Annotated in this window: 20 protein-coding genes and 2 riboswitches; of the genes, 3 read left to right on the top strand and 17 right to left on the bottom strand. The window is 67.4% G+C overall.

The annotated features are described in order from the left end of the window. Nucleotides 1-106 precede the first annotated feature (106 nt). Nucleotides 107-222, bottom strand: a riboswitch (cobalamin riboswitch). Between the two features lie 76 nt (nt 223-298). The 6 genes from TL10_RS26230 to lysS all read right to left on the bottom strand — a co-directional run bounded on the left by TL10_RS26230 (nt 299) and on the right by lysS (nt 6,894). Beyond that, complete coding sequence (locus TL10_RS26230) at nt 299-727, bottom strand: YbjQ family protein (RefSeq protein WP_043987957.1); 429 nt, start codon at nt 725-727, stop codon at nt 299-301. Between the two features lie 58 nt (nt 728-785). Beyond that, the gene (locus TL10_RS26225; RefSeq protein ID WP_043987956.1) at nt 786-1,694 is read right to left on the bottom strand and encodes a CbtA family protein; all 909 of its coding nucleotides are present in this window, start codon (nt 1,692-1,694) and stop codon (nt 786-788) included. A 13-nt stretch (nt 1,695-1,707) separates the two neighbouring features. Further along, nucleotides 1,708-1,950 (bottom strand): CbtB domain-containing protein, encoded by a 243-nt coding sequence (locus TL10_RS26220; RefSeq protein ID WP_082068094.1) that lies wholly within the window; start codon nt 1,948-1,950, stop codon nt 1,708-1,710. Between the two features lie 2 nt (nt 1,951-1,952). Next, nucleotides 1,953-2,097: riboswitch (adenosylcobalamin (AdoCbl) riboswitch) on the bottom strand. 57 nt (nt 2,098-2,154) lie between these two features. Continuing rightward, the gene (gene clpC1, locus TL10_RS26215; RefSeq protein WP_043397408.1) at nt 2,155-4,677 is read right to left on the bottom strand and encodes an ATP-dependent protease ATP-binding subunit ClpC; all 2,523 of its coding nucleotides are present in this window, start codon (nt 4,675-4,677) and stop codon (nt 2,155-2,157) included. Nucleotides 4,678-4,935: 258 nt separating this feature from the next. Beyond that, on the bottom strand, nt 4,936-5,283 hold the full coding sequence (gene lsr2 / locus TL10_RS26210) for a histone-like nucleoid-structuring protein Lsr2 (RefSeq protein ID WP_043397405.1): 348 nt from the start codon (nt 5,281-5,283) through the stop codon (nt 4,936-4,938). Between the two features lie 108 nt (nt 5,284-5,391). Further along, nucleotides 5,392-6,894, bottom strand: a complete 1,503-nt coding sequence (lysS, locus tag TL10_RS26205) for a lysine--tRNA ligase (protein ID WP_043987955.1) — start codon at nt 6,892-6,894, stop codon at nt 5,392-5,394. A 24-nt stretch (nt 6,895-6,918) separates the two neighbouring features. Here lysS and TL10_RS26200 point away from each other — a divergent pair, with 24 nt between their 5' ends. Further along, nucleotides 6,919-8,178: an alanine racemase gene (locus TL10_RS26200; RefSeq protein WP_043987962.1), complete on the top strand. Its 1,260-nt coding sequence runs from the start codon at nt 6,919-6,921 to the stop codon at nt 8,176-8,178. A gap of 6 nt (nt 8,179-8,184) precedes the next feature. Here the strand turns inward: TL10_RS26200 and TL10_RS26195 are convergent, their stop codons facing one another. From TL10_RS26195 to ftsH, 11 genes are all read right to left on the bottom strand, one after another. Further along, the gene (locus tag TL10_RS26195) at nt 8,185-8,985 is read right to left on the bottom strand and encodes a type III pantothenate kinase (protein WP_043397400.1); all 801 of its coding nucleotides are present in this window, start codon (nt 8,983-8,985) and stop codon (nt 8,185-8,187) included. Nucleotides 8,986-8,990: 5 nt separating this feature from the next. Then, entirely contained in the window at nt 8,991-9,398 is a 408-nt protein-coding gene (panD, locus tag TL10_RS26190) for an aspartate 1-decarboxylase (RefSeq protein ID WP_043397397.1), read from the bottom strand. Then, a complete protein-coding gene (panC, locus tag TL10_RS26185) occupies nt 9,398-10,366 on the bottom strand; it encodes a pantoate--beta-alanine ligase (protein WP_043397394.1) in 969 nt (322 codons plus the stop codon). Before panC ends, panD begins: the two co-directional genes overlap by 1 nt. Next, complete coding sequence (locus tag TL10_RS26180; RefSeq protein WP_043987954.1) at nt 10,363-11,289, bottom strand: Rossmann-like and DUF2520 domain-containing protein; 927 nt, start codon at nt 11,287-11,289, stop codon at nt 10,363-10,365. Before TL10_RS26180 ends, panC begins: the two co-directional genes overlap by 4 nt. Nucleotides 11,290-11,369: 80 nt before the next feature. Beyond that, complete coding sequence (locus TL10_RS26175) at nt 11,370-12,473, bottom strand: DUF6779 domain-containing protein (RefSeq protein ID WP_043987953.1); 1,104 nt, start codon at nt 12,471-12,473, stop codon at nt 11,370-11,372. Nucleotides 12,474-12,540: 67 nt separating this feature from the next. Further along, on the bottom strand, nt 12,541-13,017 hold the full coding sequence (locus TL10_RS26170) for a DUF3180 domain-containing protein (protein ID WP_043397386.1): 477 nt from the start codon (nt 13,015-13,017) through the stop codon (nt 12,541-12,543). After that, the gene (gene folK / locus TL10_RS26165; protein WP_043397384.1) at nt 13,017-13,532 is read right to left on the bottom strand and encodes a 2-amino-4-hydroxy-6-hydroxymethyldihydropteridine diphosphokinase; all 516 of its coding nucleotides are present in this window, start codon (nt 13,530-13,532) and stop codon (nt 13,017-13,019) included. The genes TL10_RS26170 and folK overlap by 1 nt, the downstream gene beginning before the upstream one ends. Before the next feature lie 30 nt (nt 13,533-13,562). Further along, nucleotides 13,563-13,937, bottom strand: a complete 375-nt coding sequence (folB, locus tag TL10_RS26160; RefSeq protein WP_043397382.1) for a dihydroneopterin aldolase — start codon at nt 13,935-13,937, stop codon at nt 13,563-13,565. Next, nucleotides 13,930-14,724, bottom strand: a complete 795-nt coding sequence (folP, locus tag TL10_RS26155) for a dihydropteroate synthase (RefSeq protein WP_110789221.1) — start codon at nt 14,722-14,724, stop codon at nt 13,930-13,932. Before folP ends, folB begins: the two co-directional genes overlap by 8 nt. 50 nt (nt 14,725-14,774) lie before the next feature. Next, nucleotides 14,775-15,383, bottom strand: a complete 609-nt coding sequence (folE, locus tag TL10_RS26150) for a GTP cyclohydrolase I FolE (protein ID WP_043397380.1) — start codon at nt 15,381-15,383, stop codon at nt 14,775-14,777. A 19-nt stretch (nt 15,384-15,402) separates the two neighbouring features. Further along, nucleotides 15,403-17,667: an ATP-dependent zinc metalloprotease FtsH gene (gene ftsH / locus TL10_RS26145; RefSeq protein WP_043987960.1), complete on the bottom strand. Its 2,265-nt coding sequence runs from the start codon at nt 17,665-17,667 to the stop codon at nt 15,403-15,405. 151 nt (nt 17,668-17,818) lie between these two features. Here ftsH and TL10_RS26140 point away from each other — a divergent pair, with 151 nt between their 5' ends. Beyond that, nucleotides 17,819-18,748 carry an alpha/beta fold hydrolase gene (locus tag TL10_RS26140; RefSeq protein WP_192830310.1) on the top strand — a complete coding sequence of 310 codons (930 nt, stop codon included), beginning with the start codon at nt 17,819-17,821 and terminating at the stop codon, nt 18,746-18,748. Further along, complete coding sequence (locus TL10_RS26135) at nt 18,745-19,929, top strand: LLM class flavin-dependent oxidoreductase (RefSeq protein ID WP_043987952.1); 1,185 nt, start codon at nt 18,745-18,747, stop codon at nt 19,927-19,929. Before TL10_RS26140 ends, TL10_RS26135 begins: the two co-directional genes overlap by 4 nt. Nucleotides 19,930-19,932: the final 3 nt, after the last annotated feature.

The raw sequence follows: 19,932 nt of genomic DNA, 5'->3' as shown, positions 1-19,932 counted from the left end.
CCGCTTGCCTTCATGCGAGGGCATCAAGGGTTCCACGACAGCCCAGAACTCGTCAGAAATCACATCCATCCGTGTCACCGATCAATCGTCGCCGATAACACCCTCACATTCGGGAGACACGCCCTAGTGGCCGTCGCTTCCCAATTCGAGATGAACCAGTGCGGATGACGGCGGTCGTTCCTGCTTACCGCTGCGGGACAGTCCCGGATTCTCACCGGGTTCCCTCTCATGGCGAATCACCGCCATTCGATACCCATGACACCGAAGCGTCACGGGTAAACCAGCTGCGCCGAGGAGATTACCCTGTCGGACCGGGGCCAACCGGGCCAACCGGTCCAGCCGGACCACCCGGACCGGTCGGGCCACCGCCGTAACCCAGCTGCTGCGCCGTGTAGCGAGCGGCATCGGTGACCGGAACCGCCTGCACCGCAGTGCCATACGCGCAGATCTCGGTCCACACATCACCGATCTCGGTGGTGTCGAACCGCATCGCGACGATGGCATTGCCGCCGCGGGCCTGACATTCCTGGAGGAGCCGGCCCATGGCCTCGTTGCGGCTCTCGGCCAGGTTCTTGGTCATGCCCTGCAACTCGCCGCCGAACATCGCCTTGAAGCCGGCACCCATCTGCGCGAAGGCGTTCCGGGACCGGACGGTAAGGCCGAAGACCTCACCGCAGACTCGCTGAATCTCCCACCCGGGCAGGTCATTCGTCGTGACAACCAGCATGCTGCAGCCTTTCGTTGGTCGGTACGCCTCGAACTGTAGTGCGCAGCAACCGGAATCGTCAGACGGCTGCTGCCACATCCTTTGCCGGCACGGCCTGCTTCGCGCCACCGAGGTAACGCTCGACGAGCCCGCCGAACACCAGCCCGATGACCGCCCAGATCAGTGCCTGATCGAGCAGCGAGTACCACCGGAACTTCCACAGCAGGTCGGCGTCGAAGCCCGGATAGATCAGCTGCCCGGGGGCGTAGACCTTGCCGTCGATGGTCACCGGCGTGGTGAAGGTGTTGGTGATGGGCTGCGGTGTCTCGGTTGCGGCGCGCGCGAAGCCGAGTTCGCCGGAGTGCTCGACGTTGGCGGCCAGATCGCCAAGCGACGGCAGCGCCGCCAGCAGGCCGCCGTACACCACGAAGAACCCGAGCACCGCGATCCCGACCGCACGTGCCCAGCCGACCTTCGCGGACAGCTTGCGTGCGGCGAACACCGCGAGCCCCAATAGCGTCAGCGATCCCCACACCATGCCCAGGTAGAGGAAACCGCGGGCCTCCATGGTGAACTCGTGGCCGATCGCCGGCGGGTTCGCCGGGTATTTGACGAACGGCAGCAGGTACACGCCGAGGAAACCGAAGCCGGCGACGGTCCAGCCCAGCACCAGCGGCCGCACCTTGAAGCGGCCGTGCAGCACCAGATAGGCGACGGCGACCAGGGCACCCATCGCCACCGAGAAGGCGATGATGCCGGTGGCCGCACCGATACCCGACTGGATGGAGCGGCTGAACAGCTCCGGTCCGTCCGGCTCGACCGGATGGCCCATGGCGGTGTGAATGGTCGAGAGCACATTCATGCGGCCGGACTCGTAGTCGATGGCCTTGTCGATGGCGGGTTCAGCAAAAATGCGGGCAAACAGGAACCCCAGAATGCCGGCGATCAAACCGGCGAGGGCTCCGCGCCCGATGACGCGGATTTCCACAAGGTCCCCTGGATCAGTGGCAGGGGAAGCCGAGGAAGTGCCGCGAGTCGTGCACCCACTCGTGGACCACGACGGTCTTGCCGAACATCGACATCATGCCCTCGTCGACACCGACGAGGTAGTACGCCAGCACCGCCAGAAAGATCGTCACACCCAGCAGCACCGCTACCCGAGTGGCCGAGAGTGTCCGATGGGCCTCAGCGGAAACATGCGGCTTGGAAACCAGCCCAGTCTTCGAAACTGCACTGCTCGTCATGGTCAAACCTCCTATGGGGTCACGCGCCCCTACGTGTTCGGTTTTGTACGACGGCGAAAGATCTGACTCACCCCGGGGGTTTCACAGTGGCGCAACCGTGCCGGATTCTCACCGGCTTCCATACCCCGTCATACCGGGATCAAGATACACCCCCACCGAAAAATACCCTCCCCGAAGTTCGGGGAGGGTATTTTTCGTGATCCGTTATTCGGCGGCAGTGGCTGCGGCCTCGGCCAAGTCGGCCGATTCCTTGCGACGTCCGGCGAACGTGAACTTCGCGTCCTCGGTGTTGGCGCTCTCGCCGTCCCAGTTCTCGACATCCACGGTGACCAGCTGACCGGGGCCGACCTCTTCGAAGAGAATCTTCTCCGAGAGCTGGTCCTCGATCTCGCGCTGGATGGTGCGACGCAGCGGCCGCGCACCGAGCACCGGATCGAAACCGCGACGGGCCAGGAGCGCCTTCGCCTTCGGCGTCAGCTCCATCTCCATGTCCTTGGCCTTGAGCTGCTTGCCGACCCGGGCGATCATCAGCTCCACCATCTGGACGATCTCGTCCTGCGTCAGCTGGTGGAACACGATGATGTCGTCGATACGGTTCAGGAACTCCGGGCGGAAGTGCTTCTTCAGCTCGTCGTGCACCTTGAGCTTCATGCGCTCGTAGTTGTTCTCGCCGCCACCGGAGGTGAAGCCGAGGCCAACCGCCTTGCTGATGTCGCTCGTACCGAGGTTCGAGGTGAAGATCAGCACGGTGTTCTTGAAGTCGACGGTGCGACCCTGACCGTCGGTCAGGCGGCCGTCTTCGAGGACCTGCAGGAGGCTGTTGTAGATCTCCTGGTGGGCCTTCTCGATCTCGTCGAACAGCACGACGCTGAAGGGCTTGCGGCGCACCTTCTCGGTGAGCTGGCCGCCCTCTTCGTAGCCGACGTAGCCCGGAGGGGCACCGAACAGCCGCGACGCGGTGAAGCGGTCGTGGAACTCGCCCATGTCGATCTGGATGAGCGCGTCGTCGTCGCCGAACAGGAACTCGGCCAGCGCCTTCGACAGCTCGGTCTTACCGACACCGGACGGGCCGGCGAAGATGAACGAGCCCGACGGACGCTTCGGGTCCTTCAGGCCGGCCCGGGTACGCCGGATGGCCTTCGAGACCGCCTTGACGGCGTCGACCTGGCCGATGATCCGCTTGTGCAGCTCATCTTCCATGCGCAGCAGGCGCGTGGTCTCGGCCTCGGTCAGCTTGAAGACCGGGATGCCGGTCCAGTTGCCCAGGACCTCGGCGATCTGCTCGTCGTCGACCTCGGCGACCACGTCGAGGTCACCCGAACGCCACTGCTTCTCACGCTCGGCGCGCTGGGCGACCAGCGTCTTCTCCGAGTCGCGCAGCCGGGCTGCCTTCTCGAAGTCCTGCGCGTCGATGGCCGATTCCTTCTCCCGGCGCGCGTCGGCGATCTTCTCGTCGAACTCGCGCAGGTCTGGCGGAGCGGTCATCCGGCGGATGCGCATGCGGGCACCGGCCTCGTCGATCAGGTCGATGGCCTTGTCCGGCAGGAACCGGTCGTTGATGTACCGGTCGGCCAGCGTCGCGGCGGCGACCAGCGCACCGTCGGTGATCGAGACGCGGTGGTGCGCCTCGTAACGGTCGCGCAGACCCTTGAGGATCTCGATGGTGTGCTCGACAGTCGGCTCACCCACCTGCACCGGCTGGAACCGGCGCTCGAGCGCGGCGTCCTTCTCGATGTACTTGCGGTACTCGTCGAGGGTGGTCGCACCGATGGTCTGCAGCTCGCCACGGGCCAGCTTCGGCTTCAGGATGCTGGCGGCGTCGATGGCGCCCTCGGCGGCACCCGCACCGACGAGCGTGTGCAGCTCGTCGATGAACAGGATGATGTCGCCGCGGGTGTTGATCTCCTTGAGCACCTTCTTCAGGCGCTCTTCGAAGTCACCGCGGTAGCGGCTGCCGGCGACCAGCGAACCGAGGTCCAGCGTGTAGAGCTGCTTGTCCTTGAGCGTCTCGGGGACCTCGCCGTGCACGATGGCCTGCGCCAGGCCCTCGACGACGGCGGTCTTACCGACACCGGGCTCACCGATCAGCACCGGGTTGTTCTTGGTGCGGCGGCTCAGCACCTGCATGACCCGCTCGATTTCCTTCTCGCGGCCGATGACCGGGTCGAGTTTGCCCTCGGCGGCGGCGGCGGTCAGGTTGCGGCCGAACTGGTCGAGCACGAGCGACGTCGACGGGTTGCCCGTCTCGCCACCGCGGCCACCGGTGCCGGCTTCGGCGGTCTCCTTGCCCTGGTAGCCCGAGAGCAGCTGGATGACCTGCTGACGCACGCGGGTCAGCTCGGCGCCCAGCTTCACGAGCACCTGAGCGGCGACGCCTTCACCCTCGCGGATCAGGCCGAGCAGGATGTGCTCGGTGCCGATGTAGTTGTGGCCGAGCTGCAGCGCCTCGCGCAGCGACAGCTCGAGGACCTTTTTGGCGCGCGGAGTGAAGGGGATGTGCCCGGACGGAGCCTGCTGGCCCTGACCGATGATCTCCTCGACCTGACTGCGCACGCCTTCCAGCGAGATGCCCAGCGATTCCAGAGACTTGGCGGCGACGCCCTCGCCCTCATGAATGAGTCCAAGCAGGATGTGCTCGGTGCCGATGTAGTTGTGGTTGAGCATCCGGGCTTCTTCTTGAGCCAGGACGACGACCCGACGGGCCCGGTCGGTGAATCTCTCAAACATCGGTGGTTACCTGCTCTCCCTCGTAGCGCAGCTCCTGCCACGTCACTTCGCGTGTCGCGACGCTGTGCGCCTACCGTCCACTCTAATGGGCGGCGACCATGCGTGCCCTGCGGTATCCCCTAGCTCGCAAGGCCACTCAGCGCTGCGAAAACACCAACGCGCTGCGGCTTCGAAACGTTTCCCGGATCGGCCCGACCGGGCTACGCCGAAAGCGAACAGAAAAACCTCGGGCAACCCTGAATGACGTTGCCCGCAGACTCAGGTCGCGGCGTGGAACGCGTCGATGATCTCCGCCGGGATACGACCGCGACTGGATACGTTGTGGCCGTTGCGGCGAGCCCATTCCCGGATGGCGGCACTCTGCTCACGGTCGATGGACGCGCGGCCGCGGCCAGTCGAACCGGTGCTGGCGCGGCCCCGACGGCGGCCACCGACACGACGGCCGGCCTCCACCCATTTCTTCAAATCATTCCGAAGCTTGGTGGCGTTCTTGGTGGTGAGGTCGATCTCGTAGTTCACCCCGTCGAGAGCAAATTCGACCGTCTCATCTGCCGCACCTTCACCGTCGAAATCATCGACAAGAGTGACAGTCACTTTCTTTGCCATCGGCCCACACTAACCCTTCTGCCTCGATAAGAACGCAGAAACGACTCTGCCACAACAATGCTGGCATAGGACTGGAATTCCTTCAACAAGTCCAGGGTTAGGCAGCGTTCAGTCGCCCTGACGGCGCACAATCGGGAACAAAACCGTGTCCCTAATCGTCAACCCCGTCAACGCCATCAGCAAGCGATCGAGTCCCATTCCTGTTCCGGTGGTCGGCGGCATCGCATACTCCAATGCGATAAGAAAATCCTCATCAAGTCGCATTGCCTCGTCATCACCGGCAGCAGCGGCACGAGCCTGCGCCTCGAAACGCTCCCGCTGAATCACCGGATCGATCAACTCCGAATATCCGGTGGCGAGCTCGAACTTGCGGACATATAGATCCCATTTCTCGGTAACCCCCGGAATACTGCGGTGGGCCCGAGTCAGCGGGGTCGTCTCCACCGGGAAATCCCGGACGAAGGTTGGCGCCCAAAGGTGATCACCGACGGTGTGCTCCCACAGTTCCTCGATCAATTTCCCGTGCCCGTATCCACGGTCCCGGGGAATCTCGGCGCCGAGTCGCTCGGCCACCTTCCACAGGTACTCTGCAGAAGTCTCCGGCGTGATCTCCTCGCCCAGGGCTTCGGACAACGACGGATACATTTCGACGGTCGCCCATTCACCATCGAGGTCATAGGTGGAGCCGTCCGGCAGTGGCACCATTCGGGTACCAATGGCCTCGTCGGCAACCTCCTGAATAAGCTCACGCGTCACTATCGCGGAATCGTCATATGTGCCGTAGGCCTGATATGTCTCCAACATCGCAAATTCCGGTGAATGCGTGGAATCCGCGCCCTCGTTGCGAAAGTTCCGATTAAGCTCAAAAACCTTCTCGAAACCACCGACCAGGCAGCGCTTCAGGAACAACTCCGGCGCGATGCGCAGGTACAGATCCGCATCGAGCGCGTTGGAGTGTGTGATGAATGGGCGCGCCGCGGCGCCACCGGGCAGCGTCTGGAGCATCGGGGTCTCGACTTCGAGAAAGCCGCGGCGCTCCAGCGCCGACCGCAATGCCCGCACCACGGCAATACGCTGCCGGGCGACATTGCGGGCCTCGGGGCGCACGATCAGGTCGACGTACCGCTGCCGGACCCGGGTCTCTTCATTCAATTCCTTGTGCGCGACAGGAAGCGGTCGCAGGGCCTTCGACACAATTTGCCAGTTCTGGGCAAGCACAGATAATTCTCCGCGCCGGGAACTGATGACCTCGCCCTCGATGAACACGATGTCGCCCAGGTCGACGTCGGCCTTCCAGGCATCGAGCGAATCCTGGCCCACCTTGTCCATGCTCAGCATGGCCTGCAGCTGGGTGCCGTCGCCTTCCTGCAGCGTGGCGAAGCACAGCTTGCCCGAGTTCCGGGCGAACACGACGCGGCCGGCCACGCCGACGATATCGCCGGTCGCGGTGTCCGCGACGAGCTCCGGATACGCCGCACGCAGCTCAGCGAGGGTGTGGGTACGAGCCACCTCGACCGGATAAGGGTCGCGGCCCTCGGCGAGCAGCCGCTCACGCTTGGCCTGGCGGATCCGGAACTGCTCGGGAATGTCGGGGCTTTCGGCGTCGCTCACGAAATGCCAGCTTAAATGAAGGCCATGGCAGCCAGTTTGGAGCAGTCCACCGTCGACGCCCTGGACCACGAACCGATCGACTGGAAATACAAGGGCCTGCCGTCCTCGTGGTGGGGTCAGACGCCCGCCCAGGTGTGCCGTCGGCGGCCCAGCCTGTTCGACGATGGCGCGGTTTCGCCGGTCGCCACGCTGCGCACCCAGCCGCTGGTGCACAACATGGTCACCATGGCGCGCTGGTGCCGGCGCCGGGGCGTACAGCTCGCGCCGCACGGCAAGACCCACATGGCCCCGCAGCTGCTGGCCCGCCAGCTCGGCGCCGGGGCGGTGGCCGTCACCGCCGCCACCATCAGCCAGGTCCGGGTGTTCCGGGCCTTCGGGGTCCGCCGGATCATCCTGGCCAACGAACTGGTCGACGTCACCGGCCTGCGCTGGCTGGCCGCCGAGCTGGACGCCAACCCCGATTTCGAACTGACCTGCTGGGTCGACTCGGTCCGCGGGGTGCAGCTGATGACGGCCGCCCTGACGGGCCGGCGCCGCCCGCTGGACGTCTGCGTGGAGGTCGGCCAGCCGGGTGGCCGCACGGGCTGCCGCGACGCCGCCACCGTGGACGCGGTGGCGCGTGCGGTGGTGGACTCGGACCGGCTGCGCCTGGTCGGTGTCGCCGGGTACGAGGCGGCCACCGGTCATGAGGTGAGCGACGCCGCGGTGACCGCCGTGGCCGGCTATCTCCAGACTCTGCGCGACGCCGTCATCCGTCTGCGTCCGATGTTCGAGACCGACGAGATCATGGCGACGGCCGGCGGCAGCACCTACTTCGACCTGGTCGCCGACATCCTGACCGGCTGGCCCGACGGCATGTCGGTGCGCACCGTGGTGCGCAGCGGCTGCTACCTGACGCACGACGATGGCCTCTACGCCCGCACGACTCCGCTGGGCCGCACCTCCGATATTCACTCCGGCGGCCACTTCCAGCCGGCGCTGAGTGTGTGGGCGCAGGTGCTGTCACGGCCCGAGCCCGACCTCGCCATCGTGGGCATGGGCCGCCGGGACGTGTCGTTCGACCAGGACCTGCCCATGCCGTACGGCCGGCCTGACAGCCGTGTCGAGAAGCTCAACGACCAGCACGCCTACCTGCGGCTGGCACCGGCCGATCAGAGCCTCCAGGTCGGTGACTGGCTGGAGTTCGGGGTCTCGCACCCCTGCACGGTGTTCGACAAGTGGCAGCTGATCCCGGTGCTCGACGCCGACCACCGGGTGGTCGAGCTGGTCCGCACCTTCTTCTAGGCGCTTCTAAGCGCGGCGGGAAGTGCGCTGGTTGCGCTCGAAGACCAGGCGCAGGCCGTCGAGGGTGAGGTTCCTCTCGTAATGCTGCACGGTGCGCAGATCGGGCAGCACCAGTTGCGCGGTGTGCCCGGTGGCGACCACCGTGACATTGTGGCCGTCGAAGCCGTCGACGTCCTCGCGCACCCGGTTCACCAAACCATCCACCAGGGCGGCGAAACCGAACACCGCTCCGGCCTGCATGCACTCCACGGTGTTCTTGCCGATCACCGACCGCGGCCGGGTCAGCTCGACGCGGCGCAGCGCCGCCGAGCGGGCCGCCGCGGCGTCCGAGGACACCTGGACGCCGGGCGCGATGGCGCCGCCGAGGAACTCACCCTTGGCCGAGACGACGTCGACGCAGATGGACGAACCGAAGTCGACGACGATGGCCGCCGTGCCGTATTTGTGGTACGCCGCAAGGCAATTGACGATCCGGTCGGCGCCGACCTCTTTCGGGTTGTCGACCAGCAGCGGGATGCCGGTGCGCACACCCGGTTCGATCAGGACGTGCGGCACCGACGGCCAGTACTGCTCCAGCATCACCCGGATTTCGTGCAGCACCGACGGCACCGTCGACAAACCCGTTGCGCCGAGCAGGTTTTCGGCGTCGTCGCCGATCAAGCCGTCGATGGTCAGCGCGAGCTCGTCGGCCGTCACCTCCGACTCGGTGCGAATCCGCCAGTTCTGCACCACTTTTGCGTGATCTCCGGAACCGGAGATCAACCCGACGATGGTGTGGGTGTTGCGGACATCGATCGCCAGCAGCACCGGCGTTACCGCGGCGACAGCAGGCCGTCGACACCGTCCGGGACGTGTGCGGCGTCGTGCGAGAAGTCGATCTGCCGGTTCTGCGCGTCGACGAAGATCACGTTCGGCTGGTAGGTGCGGGCCTCGGCGTCGTCCATCGTGGCGTAGGCGATCAGGATCACCAGATCACCCGGGTGGATGAGATGTGCTGCGGCACCGTTGATCCCGATGATGCCGGTGCCACGCTCACCGGTGATGGCGTAGGTGACCAGCCGGTTGCCGTTGTCGATGTCGACGATGGTGACCTGCTCACCCTCGAGGATGTCGGCGGCGTCGAGCAGATCGGCGTCGATGGTCACCGAGCCGACGTAGTGCAGGTCCGCCTGAGTCACCGTGGCCCGGTGAATCTTGGACTTCAGCATGGTGCGAAACATCAGTTCCTCCAGGGTAATTCGTTGTTACCGGTCTCGGCTCCGTCATGGTCGATGGCAGACCCCACATTGGGGTGACCGTCGATCCCTGCGGATGCGCCGATGTCGATGGCGATGTTGTCCAACAATCTGGTCTTGCCGAGCCGGCCCACGACCAGCATCCGGGCCGGCCCGGATGCCGGTGCCGGACCCAGCCAGGGGTCCCGGACCTCCAGATAGTCGACGTCGATGGCGGGTACCTCATCGAGGACCGCCCGGGCCGCATCGAGTGCGGCGGCCGCGCCGTGCGGCGCGGAGTACTTGCCGGCCAGCAGTGCCGCGGACAGCGCCCCGGCCTGCTCGCGCTGTTCGGCATCCAGGAAGCGGTTGCGCGACGACATGGCCAAACCGTCGTTCTCCCGCACGATCGGCACCGCCTGGATGCGCACGTCGAGGTCGAGGTCGTCGACCATCTGGCGCACCAGAACCAGCTGCTGATAATCCTTTTCGCCGAAGAACGCGCGATCGGGTCGCACGATCTGCAGCAGCTTGAGCACCACGGTCAGCATCCCGGCGAAGTGCGTCGGCCGCGAGCCGCCCTCCAGCTCGGCGCCGAGCGGACCCGGCATGACCATGGTGCGCTGGCCGTTCGGGTACATGTCGGCGGCGGTGGGCGCGAAGACGATGTCGACGTCCTCGCCGCGTAGCTGCTCGACGTCGGAGTCCAGGGTGCGCGGGTAGGCATTCAGGTCCTCCCCCGCGCCGAACTGCAAGGGGTTGACGAAGATCGACACCACCACGACAGCGCCCGGCACCTTCTTGGCGGCACGCACCAGCTCCAGGTGGCCGTCGTGCAGCGCACCCATGGTCGGCACGAGCATGACCCGTCGTCCGGTGGCGCGCAGCACCCGCGACACGTCCGACACGTCGGTCGGATTGGTGTAGAGGTTGAGCTCGCCGGCGGTGAACTTCGGCGGCCTGCGATCGGTCACTGCGCACTCCCAGAGTCGGTCAACACGGCGAAAACTTCGGTAGGCGCATGGGCACGTTGTGCGGTGCGTAGCGACATGGCTCGATATGCCTGCGCCAGTTCGGGATTCGCTTCTTCCATCGCGTGCAGGTGGGCCGCGACCGCGGCGGCGTCACCGCGGGCCACCGGACCCGTCAGCGCGCTCTGTCCACGCTGCAGCGCGTTCTCCAGGGAGGCGCGAGCCAACGGCGCCAGAATACGTTCGGCAATGCCGGCGGGGTCGCCGCTGACCAGTTCCTGGCCGAGCAGTTCCTGACCGGCCAGCGCGGCGCGCAGGGCTTCGACGGCGTCGAGGACGACGGTGGTGACGTGATTGCCGGCGTGCGCCAATGCCGCGTGATAGAGCGTGCGGGCGTCTTCGCGAACCCGGAATGGTTCGCCGCCGATCTCGAGAACCAGGGACTGGGCGATGGCGTAGCCGATGTCGTCGGCCGCGGTGATCCCGAAACAGGTCTCCGACAGCCGGGCGATGTCCTCGTCGGCGCCGGTGAACGTCATGGCCGGGTGAATGGCCAGCGGAATACAGCCCTGCTCGGTCAGCGGGGCCAGCACGCCGATGCCGTTGGCGCCCGAGGTGTGCACGACGATGGTGCCGGGACGGACTGATCCGGTGGCCGCCAGTCCGGCGACGACGGACGTCAGCTCCGCGTCCGGCACGGCCAGCAGCAGCAGTTCGGCTTTGGCGGCGACGTCGTGAGCGGGCAGCACCTCGGTGTCGGGCAGCCTGCGCTCGGCTCGCCCGCGCGACGCATGAGAGATCGCGCTACACGCGACGACGACGTGGTCGGCGTGCTCGAGCGCAACACCCAGCGCACTGCCGACCCGCCCTGCGGAAATGATTCCGACAGCGAGCCGGGCCGGACGCAGTCCGTCGAGCTGCTTCATTGCAGCGACCTCACAAAGTGGTGGTAATCAGTCGTTCCAGTCCTGCCTGGCAGGTACCGGACGGTCACGCAGAGCGTAGCTCAGTCCTCGCGGCGACGTCGACGGCCGCCGCCGCTCGTGTTGGCCTGCAGCCGCGCCAGCAATTCGGCCGCCGGCTGCCCACCAACGTGCTGACCTGCGGGTTCGTCGTCGGGTTCGGCACGACGCCGACGACCGGATGTGACAGGGGTCTCTGGCTGGGCGGGCTCTTCGGCGGCGCCGTGGCGGCCCCGGCGCGGGGGCTGCGGTGCGGGTTCGGGCATGGGCACGGGCGTCGGTTCCGGGGTGAACGTCGGCACCGGCGGAACCACCGGCAGGGTCATCGTCGGTTCGGGTCCGCGGTCCTGGACCGGCGGCACGGGCGGCTGCACCGGCGGCTGTGCGGGTTCCGGCGCCGCGGGTGCCCAGTTGCTGCCCGGCTGGCCGGCCGGTATCCACTGACCTTCGGCCTGCGAGGGCTGCCAGTCGGACGGTGCCGGCGGCGGGGTGAGGCGGTGCGCCCCGCCGAACGGCGGCTGCGGCGGCGGAGGCGGCGGCGCCCACGGGTCCGGCGGCACATGCGGCTCGGCCGCCACGTCGATGATGGGGCTCTCTTCGGTGTTCGGCTCCGAGATCAGGTCCGGCCGATCCTCCGTGTCGATCCGGCTGGCGACCACGCGGCCGACCGGCACGGCCTGGCCGCTGCGGTCGGTCTCGAGCGCCGGGCGGTGCGCCAGATCGGCGTCGAAGTAGAACTCGAGGTTCGCACGCAGCGCGGCCAGCTCCGCGCGCAGCGCCGCGACCTCGTCGGCCGACTGGGCGCGCAGTTCGGAGGCCAGCTCACGGCGCAGATGCGATTCCAGCGACAGCTCGTATTCGCGGCGCGCCGAAATCTCGCGATCCAGCTGTAGGTCGTAGACGAGCTTGAGATCGCGGGCCCGGGCCTGGTCCAGATCGGCCTGGCGCCGGTACACGAACGACGCGAACGCCGCCGCCACCGCAGCCCACAAGGCAATGACCACAGCCAGTTTCAGCAATTCGACCTGATCGGTGAACACCAGCGCGGAACTGGCGACGATGGCCAGCACCAGCAACGCCGTCAGCAGCAACCAACCCGGCCTGCGGTTCGCGCGCCTGCCGCGCGACGTCCGGGTCGGATCAATCATGGGCTGACTGTACCGTTCTGCGTTCCCCTCGCAGGTTGACCGACACCCGGTCCGGTCGGATCGTTACCTATTCGGTTGCGCCGTCAGACTTCTCCTGCGGGTCCAGCGGGGCGCGGCAGCAATGCTGCAGCCACAACGCCGCGACCACGAGCGCCAGCGCGCTGAGCGCCGCAACCACAGCACCGGGCGTCGCCGCCGCGGGATACGCAAATTGCGACCGTCGCGGAAGCAGGTAGCCCAGCACGCCGAGCCACCAACCCAGCACCATCGCGCCGACCCACGCCGACGCCTTGGCCACCACCACCGACCGTGCCACCGCCAGCGGATCGATCCGGCCGCCACCCACCCCGATGTGACCGGCACGGATCTTGGCGCGCACGTAGAACGCCCACGCCGCTTCAGCGCCGGCAAAAACCAACAGCGACAACCCCGTCCACACCGTGATCGGCGGCAGCAAGCCGTACACCAGGATCACCAGCCCATACGCGACGACCGTGGCCAGCGCTGTGCCGATCGCCAGATCGCGCTTCCGTGTGGGCCCCATCAGGGCACCAGCTCCAGGTCCGTGCCCCGCACGCCGTCGCGTTCACCGGCAGCCAGCCCAGCCAGCAGATCGGCGACCGGCACCGACTGCCCGGCCACCGTCAGCACCGCGTCGGGGGCGGCGGCCAGCCACGGCACCAGCACGAAGGCGCGTTGATGCGCCAGTGGATGCGGCAGCGTCAGGACCGGATCGTCAGACCGCACTTCGGCATCGCCGTCGTGACAGCTCACGATGTCGACATCGAGAGTGCGTGGACCCCAACGCTGTTCGCGCACCCGGTCCGCGGCGTTCTCGAACTCGTGAGCCCGGCGCAGCCAGCCCGGACCGTCGAGGTCGGGAGCGTCGGCCAGCACCACGGCATTGAGGAACGGCCCCTGCTCGACGCCGCCCCAGGCGTCGGTCTCGTAAACCGGTGAGACGGCCCGGACCGCGCCGCGTAGCCCGGAGACCACCGACTGCAGGTGGGCGAGCCGGTCGCCCAGGTTGGAGCCGATGGAAAGCACGACCGAGCTCATGCGCGATCCGCCTCCGGCTTCTCGCTCACGCTAGCCACGACCAGCCCGCCTGGACCGGCGCGCCACGACCGCAACATCGTTGAACGTCAACGGGATCGGCGCACTGGGCTTGTGCAGCACCACCTCGACGGCATGGACACGTTGGTCGGTCATCACCGAATCGGCGATCTCGGCGGACACCGTCTCGATCAGATTCCGCGGCGGCCCCGCGATGATGTCCGCCGCCTGCTGCGCCAGCGCGCCATAGTCCAGGGTGTCCGACAACTCGTCGCTCAGCGCGGCGGCAGCCAGGTCGATCCACACCGTGATGTCGACGACGAAGTCCTGCCCGTCCCGGCGCTCGTGGTCGAAGACCCCATGATTCCCGCGAACGGTCAAGCCCCGCAGTTCGATTCGATCAGCCATACCAGGCCCCCACCACTTTCACCGCGTCCACCGAGGCTTGCACATCATGTACCCGCACACCCCACGCACCGTGCTGCGCGGCCAGCGCCGAGATCACCGCCGTGGCCGTCTCCCGGCCGTCGGGCTCGCGCGGCGTGCCGTCGGCATCCGCCAGCAGGGTGCCGAGGAATCGCTTGCGCGACGCCCCGACCAACACCGGTATGCCCGTGGCGACCAGCTCGGGCAGCGCCCGCAGCAGAGCCCAATTGTGTTGTGCCGACTTGGCGAAACCCAGACCCGGATCGATGATCAGGTGCTCCGGTTCCACCCCGGCGGCGACGGCGTCATCGACCGCGGCGAGCAGTTCGGCCCGCACGTCGGCCACCACGTCGGAGTACTCCGGAATCCGGTGCGGCTGCTCGGCGTCAACCTCGCGCCAGTGCATCAGGACCCACGGCACCCGAGCGCCGGCCAGCAGCGGCGCCATGTTCGGGTCGGCCCGTCCGCCGGACACGTCGTTGACGATGTGGACGCCACATTCCAGGGCGGCCTCGGCCACGTCGGCGTGCATGGTGTCGACGCTGACTGTGATGCCCTGGGCGACAAGCTCTTTGATCACCGGCAGCACGCGGCCGCGTTCGACCTCCGGGTCCAGCCGGGCCGCACCGGGCCGCGTCGATTCCCCGCCGACGTCGATGATCTGCGCGCCCTGGGCGGCCAACGCCAGACCGTGCTCGATCGCGCGATCGTGGTCGAGGAACCGTCCCCCGTCGGAGAACGAATCAGCGGTGACGTTGACGACGCCCATCACCACCGGGGCGCGCGGAGCGACGGGAGGGGCCCCAGTTGGCTGTGCGCTCACTTCCGCAGGATCAGGTCCAGCGCCTCGGCTCGCGACGACGCGCAGGTCTTGAACTGGCCGCGCACCGCCGAGGTGGTGGTCACCGCGCCGGGCTTGCGCACCCCGCGCATCGCCATGCACAGGTGCTCGGCCTCGATCACCACGATGGCGCCCTGTGGGTTCAGCTTGCGCATCAGGGCATCGGCGATCTGGCCGGTCAGCCGCTCCTGCACCTGTGGTCGCTTGGCGTACAGGTCGACCAGGCGAGCGATCTTGGACAGCCCGGTCACCCGGCCGTCCTCACCCGGGATATACCCGACGTGCGCGACGCCGTGGAACGACACCAGATGGTGCTCGCAGGTCGAGTACATCGGGATGTCCTTGACCAGCACCAGCTCGTCGTGACCCTCGTCGAAGGTGGTGTTCAGCACCGAATCGGGGTCGGTGTAGAGCCCGCCGAAGATCTCCTCGAAGGCGCGCGCCACCCGGCCCGGCGTGTCCCGCAGCCCGTCACGGTCGGGATCCTCGCCCACCGCGAGCAGCAGCTCGCGCACCGCGGCCTCGGCTCGATCATGATCGAACTTCGGGGCGGTGAGCCTGGCCGAATGGATCTGCGACCGCGTCATCTATGTGGCTCCGTTCGGGTCAGCCGTGCGCAGGCGGCGCCTGCTCGTCGTTCGGTTGCGCCGGCGGCGCCGGTTGCTGCGGGTAGGGCTGGTAGCCGGGCGGCGGCGTGGGCTGGCCCCAGCCCTGCTGCGGGTACCACTGGCCCTGCTGGGGGTGGTGGCCATGCTGAGGTGGTCCCTGCGGCGGCCAGCCCGGGGCCTGCCAGCCCGCGGGTGCGCCGTAGTTCGGCTGGGTCTGGCCGTGCTGCGGCTGACCGTTCGGCGCGGCGTGCACGCCGTTGGTGCCGTTCACGGTGCCCGCGGCCTGGCTGGCCGCAGCGATCGCTGCCTTGAACGCCGGCTCCTCGACGGGCGGCGGCCACGGCTCACCGCGCTCGATGGCCAGCTCGCCGGGCGTCTTGATCGGCGGCTTGTCGGACGGCACGCGGCCACCGAAGTCGTCGAACAGGGTCAGGCGAGGACGCTTCTCGACGCCGGCCAGAATGACCTCGAGATCGGCGCGGTGCAGCGTCTCCTTCTCGAGCAGCTCGCCGGCCAGCTTGTCCAGGACGTCGCGGTAGTGGGTCAGCACATCCCAGGCCTCGGTGTGGGCAGCCTCGATGAGCTTGCGCACCTCGTCGTCGATGAGCTGTGCCACCTCGTGGCTGTAATCGGCCTGGGTGCCCATGGTGCGGCCCAGGAACGGGTCGCCGTGTTCGGTGCCGTACCGGACCGCGCCCAGCCTGGCACTCATACCGAACTCGGTGACCATGGCGCGGGCGATCTTGGTGGCGTTCTCGATGTCGGACACCGCGCCGGTGGTGGGCTCGCGGAAGATCAGTTCCTCTGCGGCCCGGCCGCCGATCGCCATCACCAGTCGGGCGATCAGTTCGGAGCGGGTCTGCATGCCCTTGTCGTCCTCGGGGACGGCGACGGCGTGCCCGCCGGTACGGCCACGAGCCAGGATCGTCACCTTGTAGACCGGGTCCAGGTGCGGCATGGCCCAGCCGGCCAGGGTGTGCCCGGCCTCGTGGTACGCGGTGATCTTCTTCTCGTGCTCGCTGATGATGCGGCCCTTGCGGCGCGGACCGCCGATGACGCGGTCGACGGCCTCTTCCAGCGCCGGCCCGGTGATCACCGTGGCGTTCTCGCGGGCGGTCAGCAGCGCGGCCTCGTTGATGACGTTGGCCAGGTCGGCGCCCGACATGCCGACGGTGCGCTTGGCCAAACTGTCCAAGTCCGCGTCGGGGGCGATGGGCTTGCCGGCCGAGTGCACCCGCAGCACGGCCTTGCGGCCCGCCAGGTCGGGTGCGGACACCGGGATCTGCCGGTCGAAGCGGCCCGGACGCAACAGCGCCGGGTCCAGGATGTCGGGCCGGTTGGTCGCGGCGATCAGGATGACGCCCTGGCGTTCGCCGAAGCCGTCCATCTCGACCAGCAGCTGGTTCAGCGTCTGCTCGCGCTCGTCGTGCCCGCCACCCAGGCCGGCACCACGCTGACGACCGACGGCGTCGATCTCGTCGACGAAGATGATGCACGGGCTGTTCTGCTTGGCCTGCTCGAACAGGTCGCGCACGCGGGAGGCACCGACACCGACGAACATCTCGACGAAGTCCGAGCCGGAGATGGTGAAGAACGGCACGCCGGCCTCACCCGCGACGGCACGCGCCAGCAGCGTCTTACCCGTTCCGGGCGGGCCGTAGAGCAGCACGCCCTTGGGGATCTTGGCGCCCAGGGCCTGGTAGCGGCTCGGGTTCTGCAGGAAGTCCTTGATCTCGTACAGCTCTTCGACGGCCTCGTCGACACCAGCGACATCGGCGAACGTCGTCTTCGGCATGTCCTTGCCGAGCAGCTTCGCCTTCGACTTGCCGAAGCCGAAGCCCATGCGGCCGCCGCCCTGCATGCGGGAGAACATGAAGAACAGCCCGACCAGCAGCAACAGCGGCAGCAGGTAGATCAGCAGCGAGCTGAGGACGCTGCCCTGGTTGACCACCGTCTTGGTCTTGACGTTCTTGCCGTTCAGCGCGTCGAACAGCGGCACCGCGTAGCCCGTCGGGAACGACGTGATGATCTTGTTGCTGTTGTCCGTGTCCGGGGTGACGCTCTTCAGGTCCAGCCGGACCTGCTGCTCCCGGTCATCGATCTGGGCGCCGGTGACGTTCCCAGAGTTGATCTGGGCGACCGCCACCGAGGTGTCGACCTGGTGATAACCACGGGTGTCATCACTGAAATAAAAGAAAGACCAACCCAGCAGCAACACGACCGCGACGACGGTCAGGGTGCGGATGACGTTTTTTCGCTTCATCGACATATTTCGGCCGGCGAATACTCGTCGGCCAGGTCCTTCCGATACACAGATGCGGGATAGTTCACAGGTTACCGCTATGCAAACGATCGGCAGTTCCCGGCAGTGGTACCACTATCCGGCCGGACCGCCGCTGTGCTTTGGTGAGACGGTGATCACGTCCACCAAACGGTTAGTCGACACCAACGGCGTGCAGTTGCAGGTCACCGAAGCCGGCAAGCCGGGAGCCCCGGTGGTCGTGCTGGCGCACGGGTTCCCCGAGCTCGCACATTCGTGGCGGCACCAGATCCCGGCCCTGGCCGCGGCCGGCTATCACGTCCTGGCCCCGGACCAGCGGGGCTACGGTGGCTCGTCGCGCCCGCAGGCGATCGAGGACTACGACATCGTCCACCTCACCGCGGACCTGGCCGGCCTGATCGATGACGTCGGGGCCGAGCGCGCCGTGGTCGTCGGGCACGACTGGGGCTCGCCGGTGGTATGCAATTTCGCGCTGCTGCACCCCGACCGGGTGACGGCCGTCGCCGCGTTGAGCGTGCCGCCGGTGCCGCGGGCGGCTGCCCCGCCGACCGAAATCTGGCGCCGGCGGGTCGGCGACAACTACTTCTACATGCTGTACTTCCAGGAACCCGGCGTCGCCGACGCAGCATTGGGGCGCGATCCGCGGAGCACGATGCGCCGCATGATCGCGGAGGAAGGCCTGTCCGCACCGCCGGACACGCTTGCCGATGATCCGCTGCCGCCGCTGCCGGACTGGATCACCGCAGACGAATTCGAGCCATATGTAACAGCTTTCACCGACAGTGGCTTCACCGGTCCGCTGAACTGGTACCGCAACTTCGACCGGAACTGGGAGCTGACGGCGACCACGCCCGCCCCGGCCATCACCGTTCCGACGCTGTTCCTGGCCGGCACCGCCGACCCGGTGCTGACCTTCACCCCGCGCGACCGGGTGCGCGACGTGGTCGCCGGCGACTACCGCGAGGTGATGATCCCGGGTGCCGGGCACTGGCTGCAGCAGGAGTGCCCCGACGAGGTCAACACCGCACTCATCGAATTCATCGACGGACTAGGACTGAAATGACGGGTCGCCCGCTGGATTTCGGCGCTTTCATCACCCCGTTCCACCCGGTCGGCCAATCTCCCACCACCGCACTGGAATACGACCTGGAACGCACCGTCAGGCTGGACCAGTTGGGCTACGACGAGGTGTGGTTCGGCGAACACCATTCCGGCGGTTACGAATTGATCGCCTGTCCCGAGGTGTTCATCGCCACGGCGGCCGAACGCACCAGGAATATCCGGTTCGGCACCGGTGTGGTGTCACTGCCCTACCACCACCCGCTGATGGTCGCCGACCGCTGGGTGCTGCTCGACCACCTGACCCGGGGCCGCGTCATGTTCGGCACCGGTCCGGGGGCGTTGCCGTCGGACGCCTACATGATGGGCATCGACCCGGTGAACCAGCGGCCGATGATGCAGCAGTCCCTCGAAGCCATCCTGGCCCTGTTCCGGGCCGCGCCCGACGAGCGAATCTCGCGGGAGACCGACTGGTTCACCCTGCGCGACGCCGCGTTGCACATCCGCCCCTTCACCTGGCCATATCCCGAGATATCAACGGCGGCAATGGTTTCCCCGTCAGGACCGCGGCTGGCCGGGCAGCTGGGCACGTCGCTGCTGTCGCTGTCGATGTCGGTGCCCGGCGGCTACGCCGCGCTCGAGACCATCTGGGACCTCGTCTGTGATCAGGCTGCGCAGGCCGGCCGGCCCGAACCGGACCGACGGGGCTGGCGGGTGCTGGGGGTGGTGCACCTGGCCGACACCCGCGAGCAGGCCATCGAGGACTGCACCTACGGCCTGGAGGATTTCTCGAACTACTTCGGCGCGGCCGGGTTCGTGCCGCTGGGCAGCCAGACCGGCCCGGCGCCGACGTCCCGGCAGTTCGTCGAAGACTATGCGGCCAAAGGCAATTGTTGCATCGGCACGCCCGCCGACTGCATCGGTTACATCCAGGACATGTTGGACCGTTCCGGCGGCTTCGGCACGTTCCTGATGCTGGGCCACGACTGGGCGCCACCCGCGGCCACGATGCACTCGTACGAATTGTTCGCCCGCGAGGTGATCCCCCATTTCAAGGGCCAGCTCACCGCGCCGCACGCCTCGCACGAGTGGGCCAAGGGCCTGCGCGACCAGCTGTTCGGCCGGGTCGGCGAAGCCGTGGGCAATGCGATCGCCGAGCACACCAAAGACACGTCGGTACGCTGAAAA

Source organism: Mycolicibacterium llatzerense (assembly GCF_000878195.1).
Lineage (GTDB): Bacteria > Actinomycetota > Actinomycetes > Mycobacteriales > Mycobacteriaceae > Mycobacterium > Mycobacterium llatzerense.
Note: the sequence above shows the minus strand (reverse complement) of the source record. Positions and strands in the feature narration are given on the sequence as shown.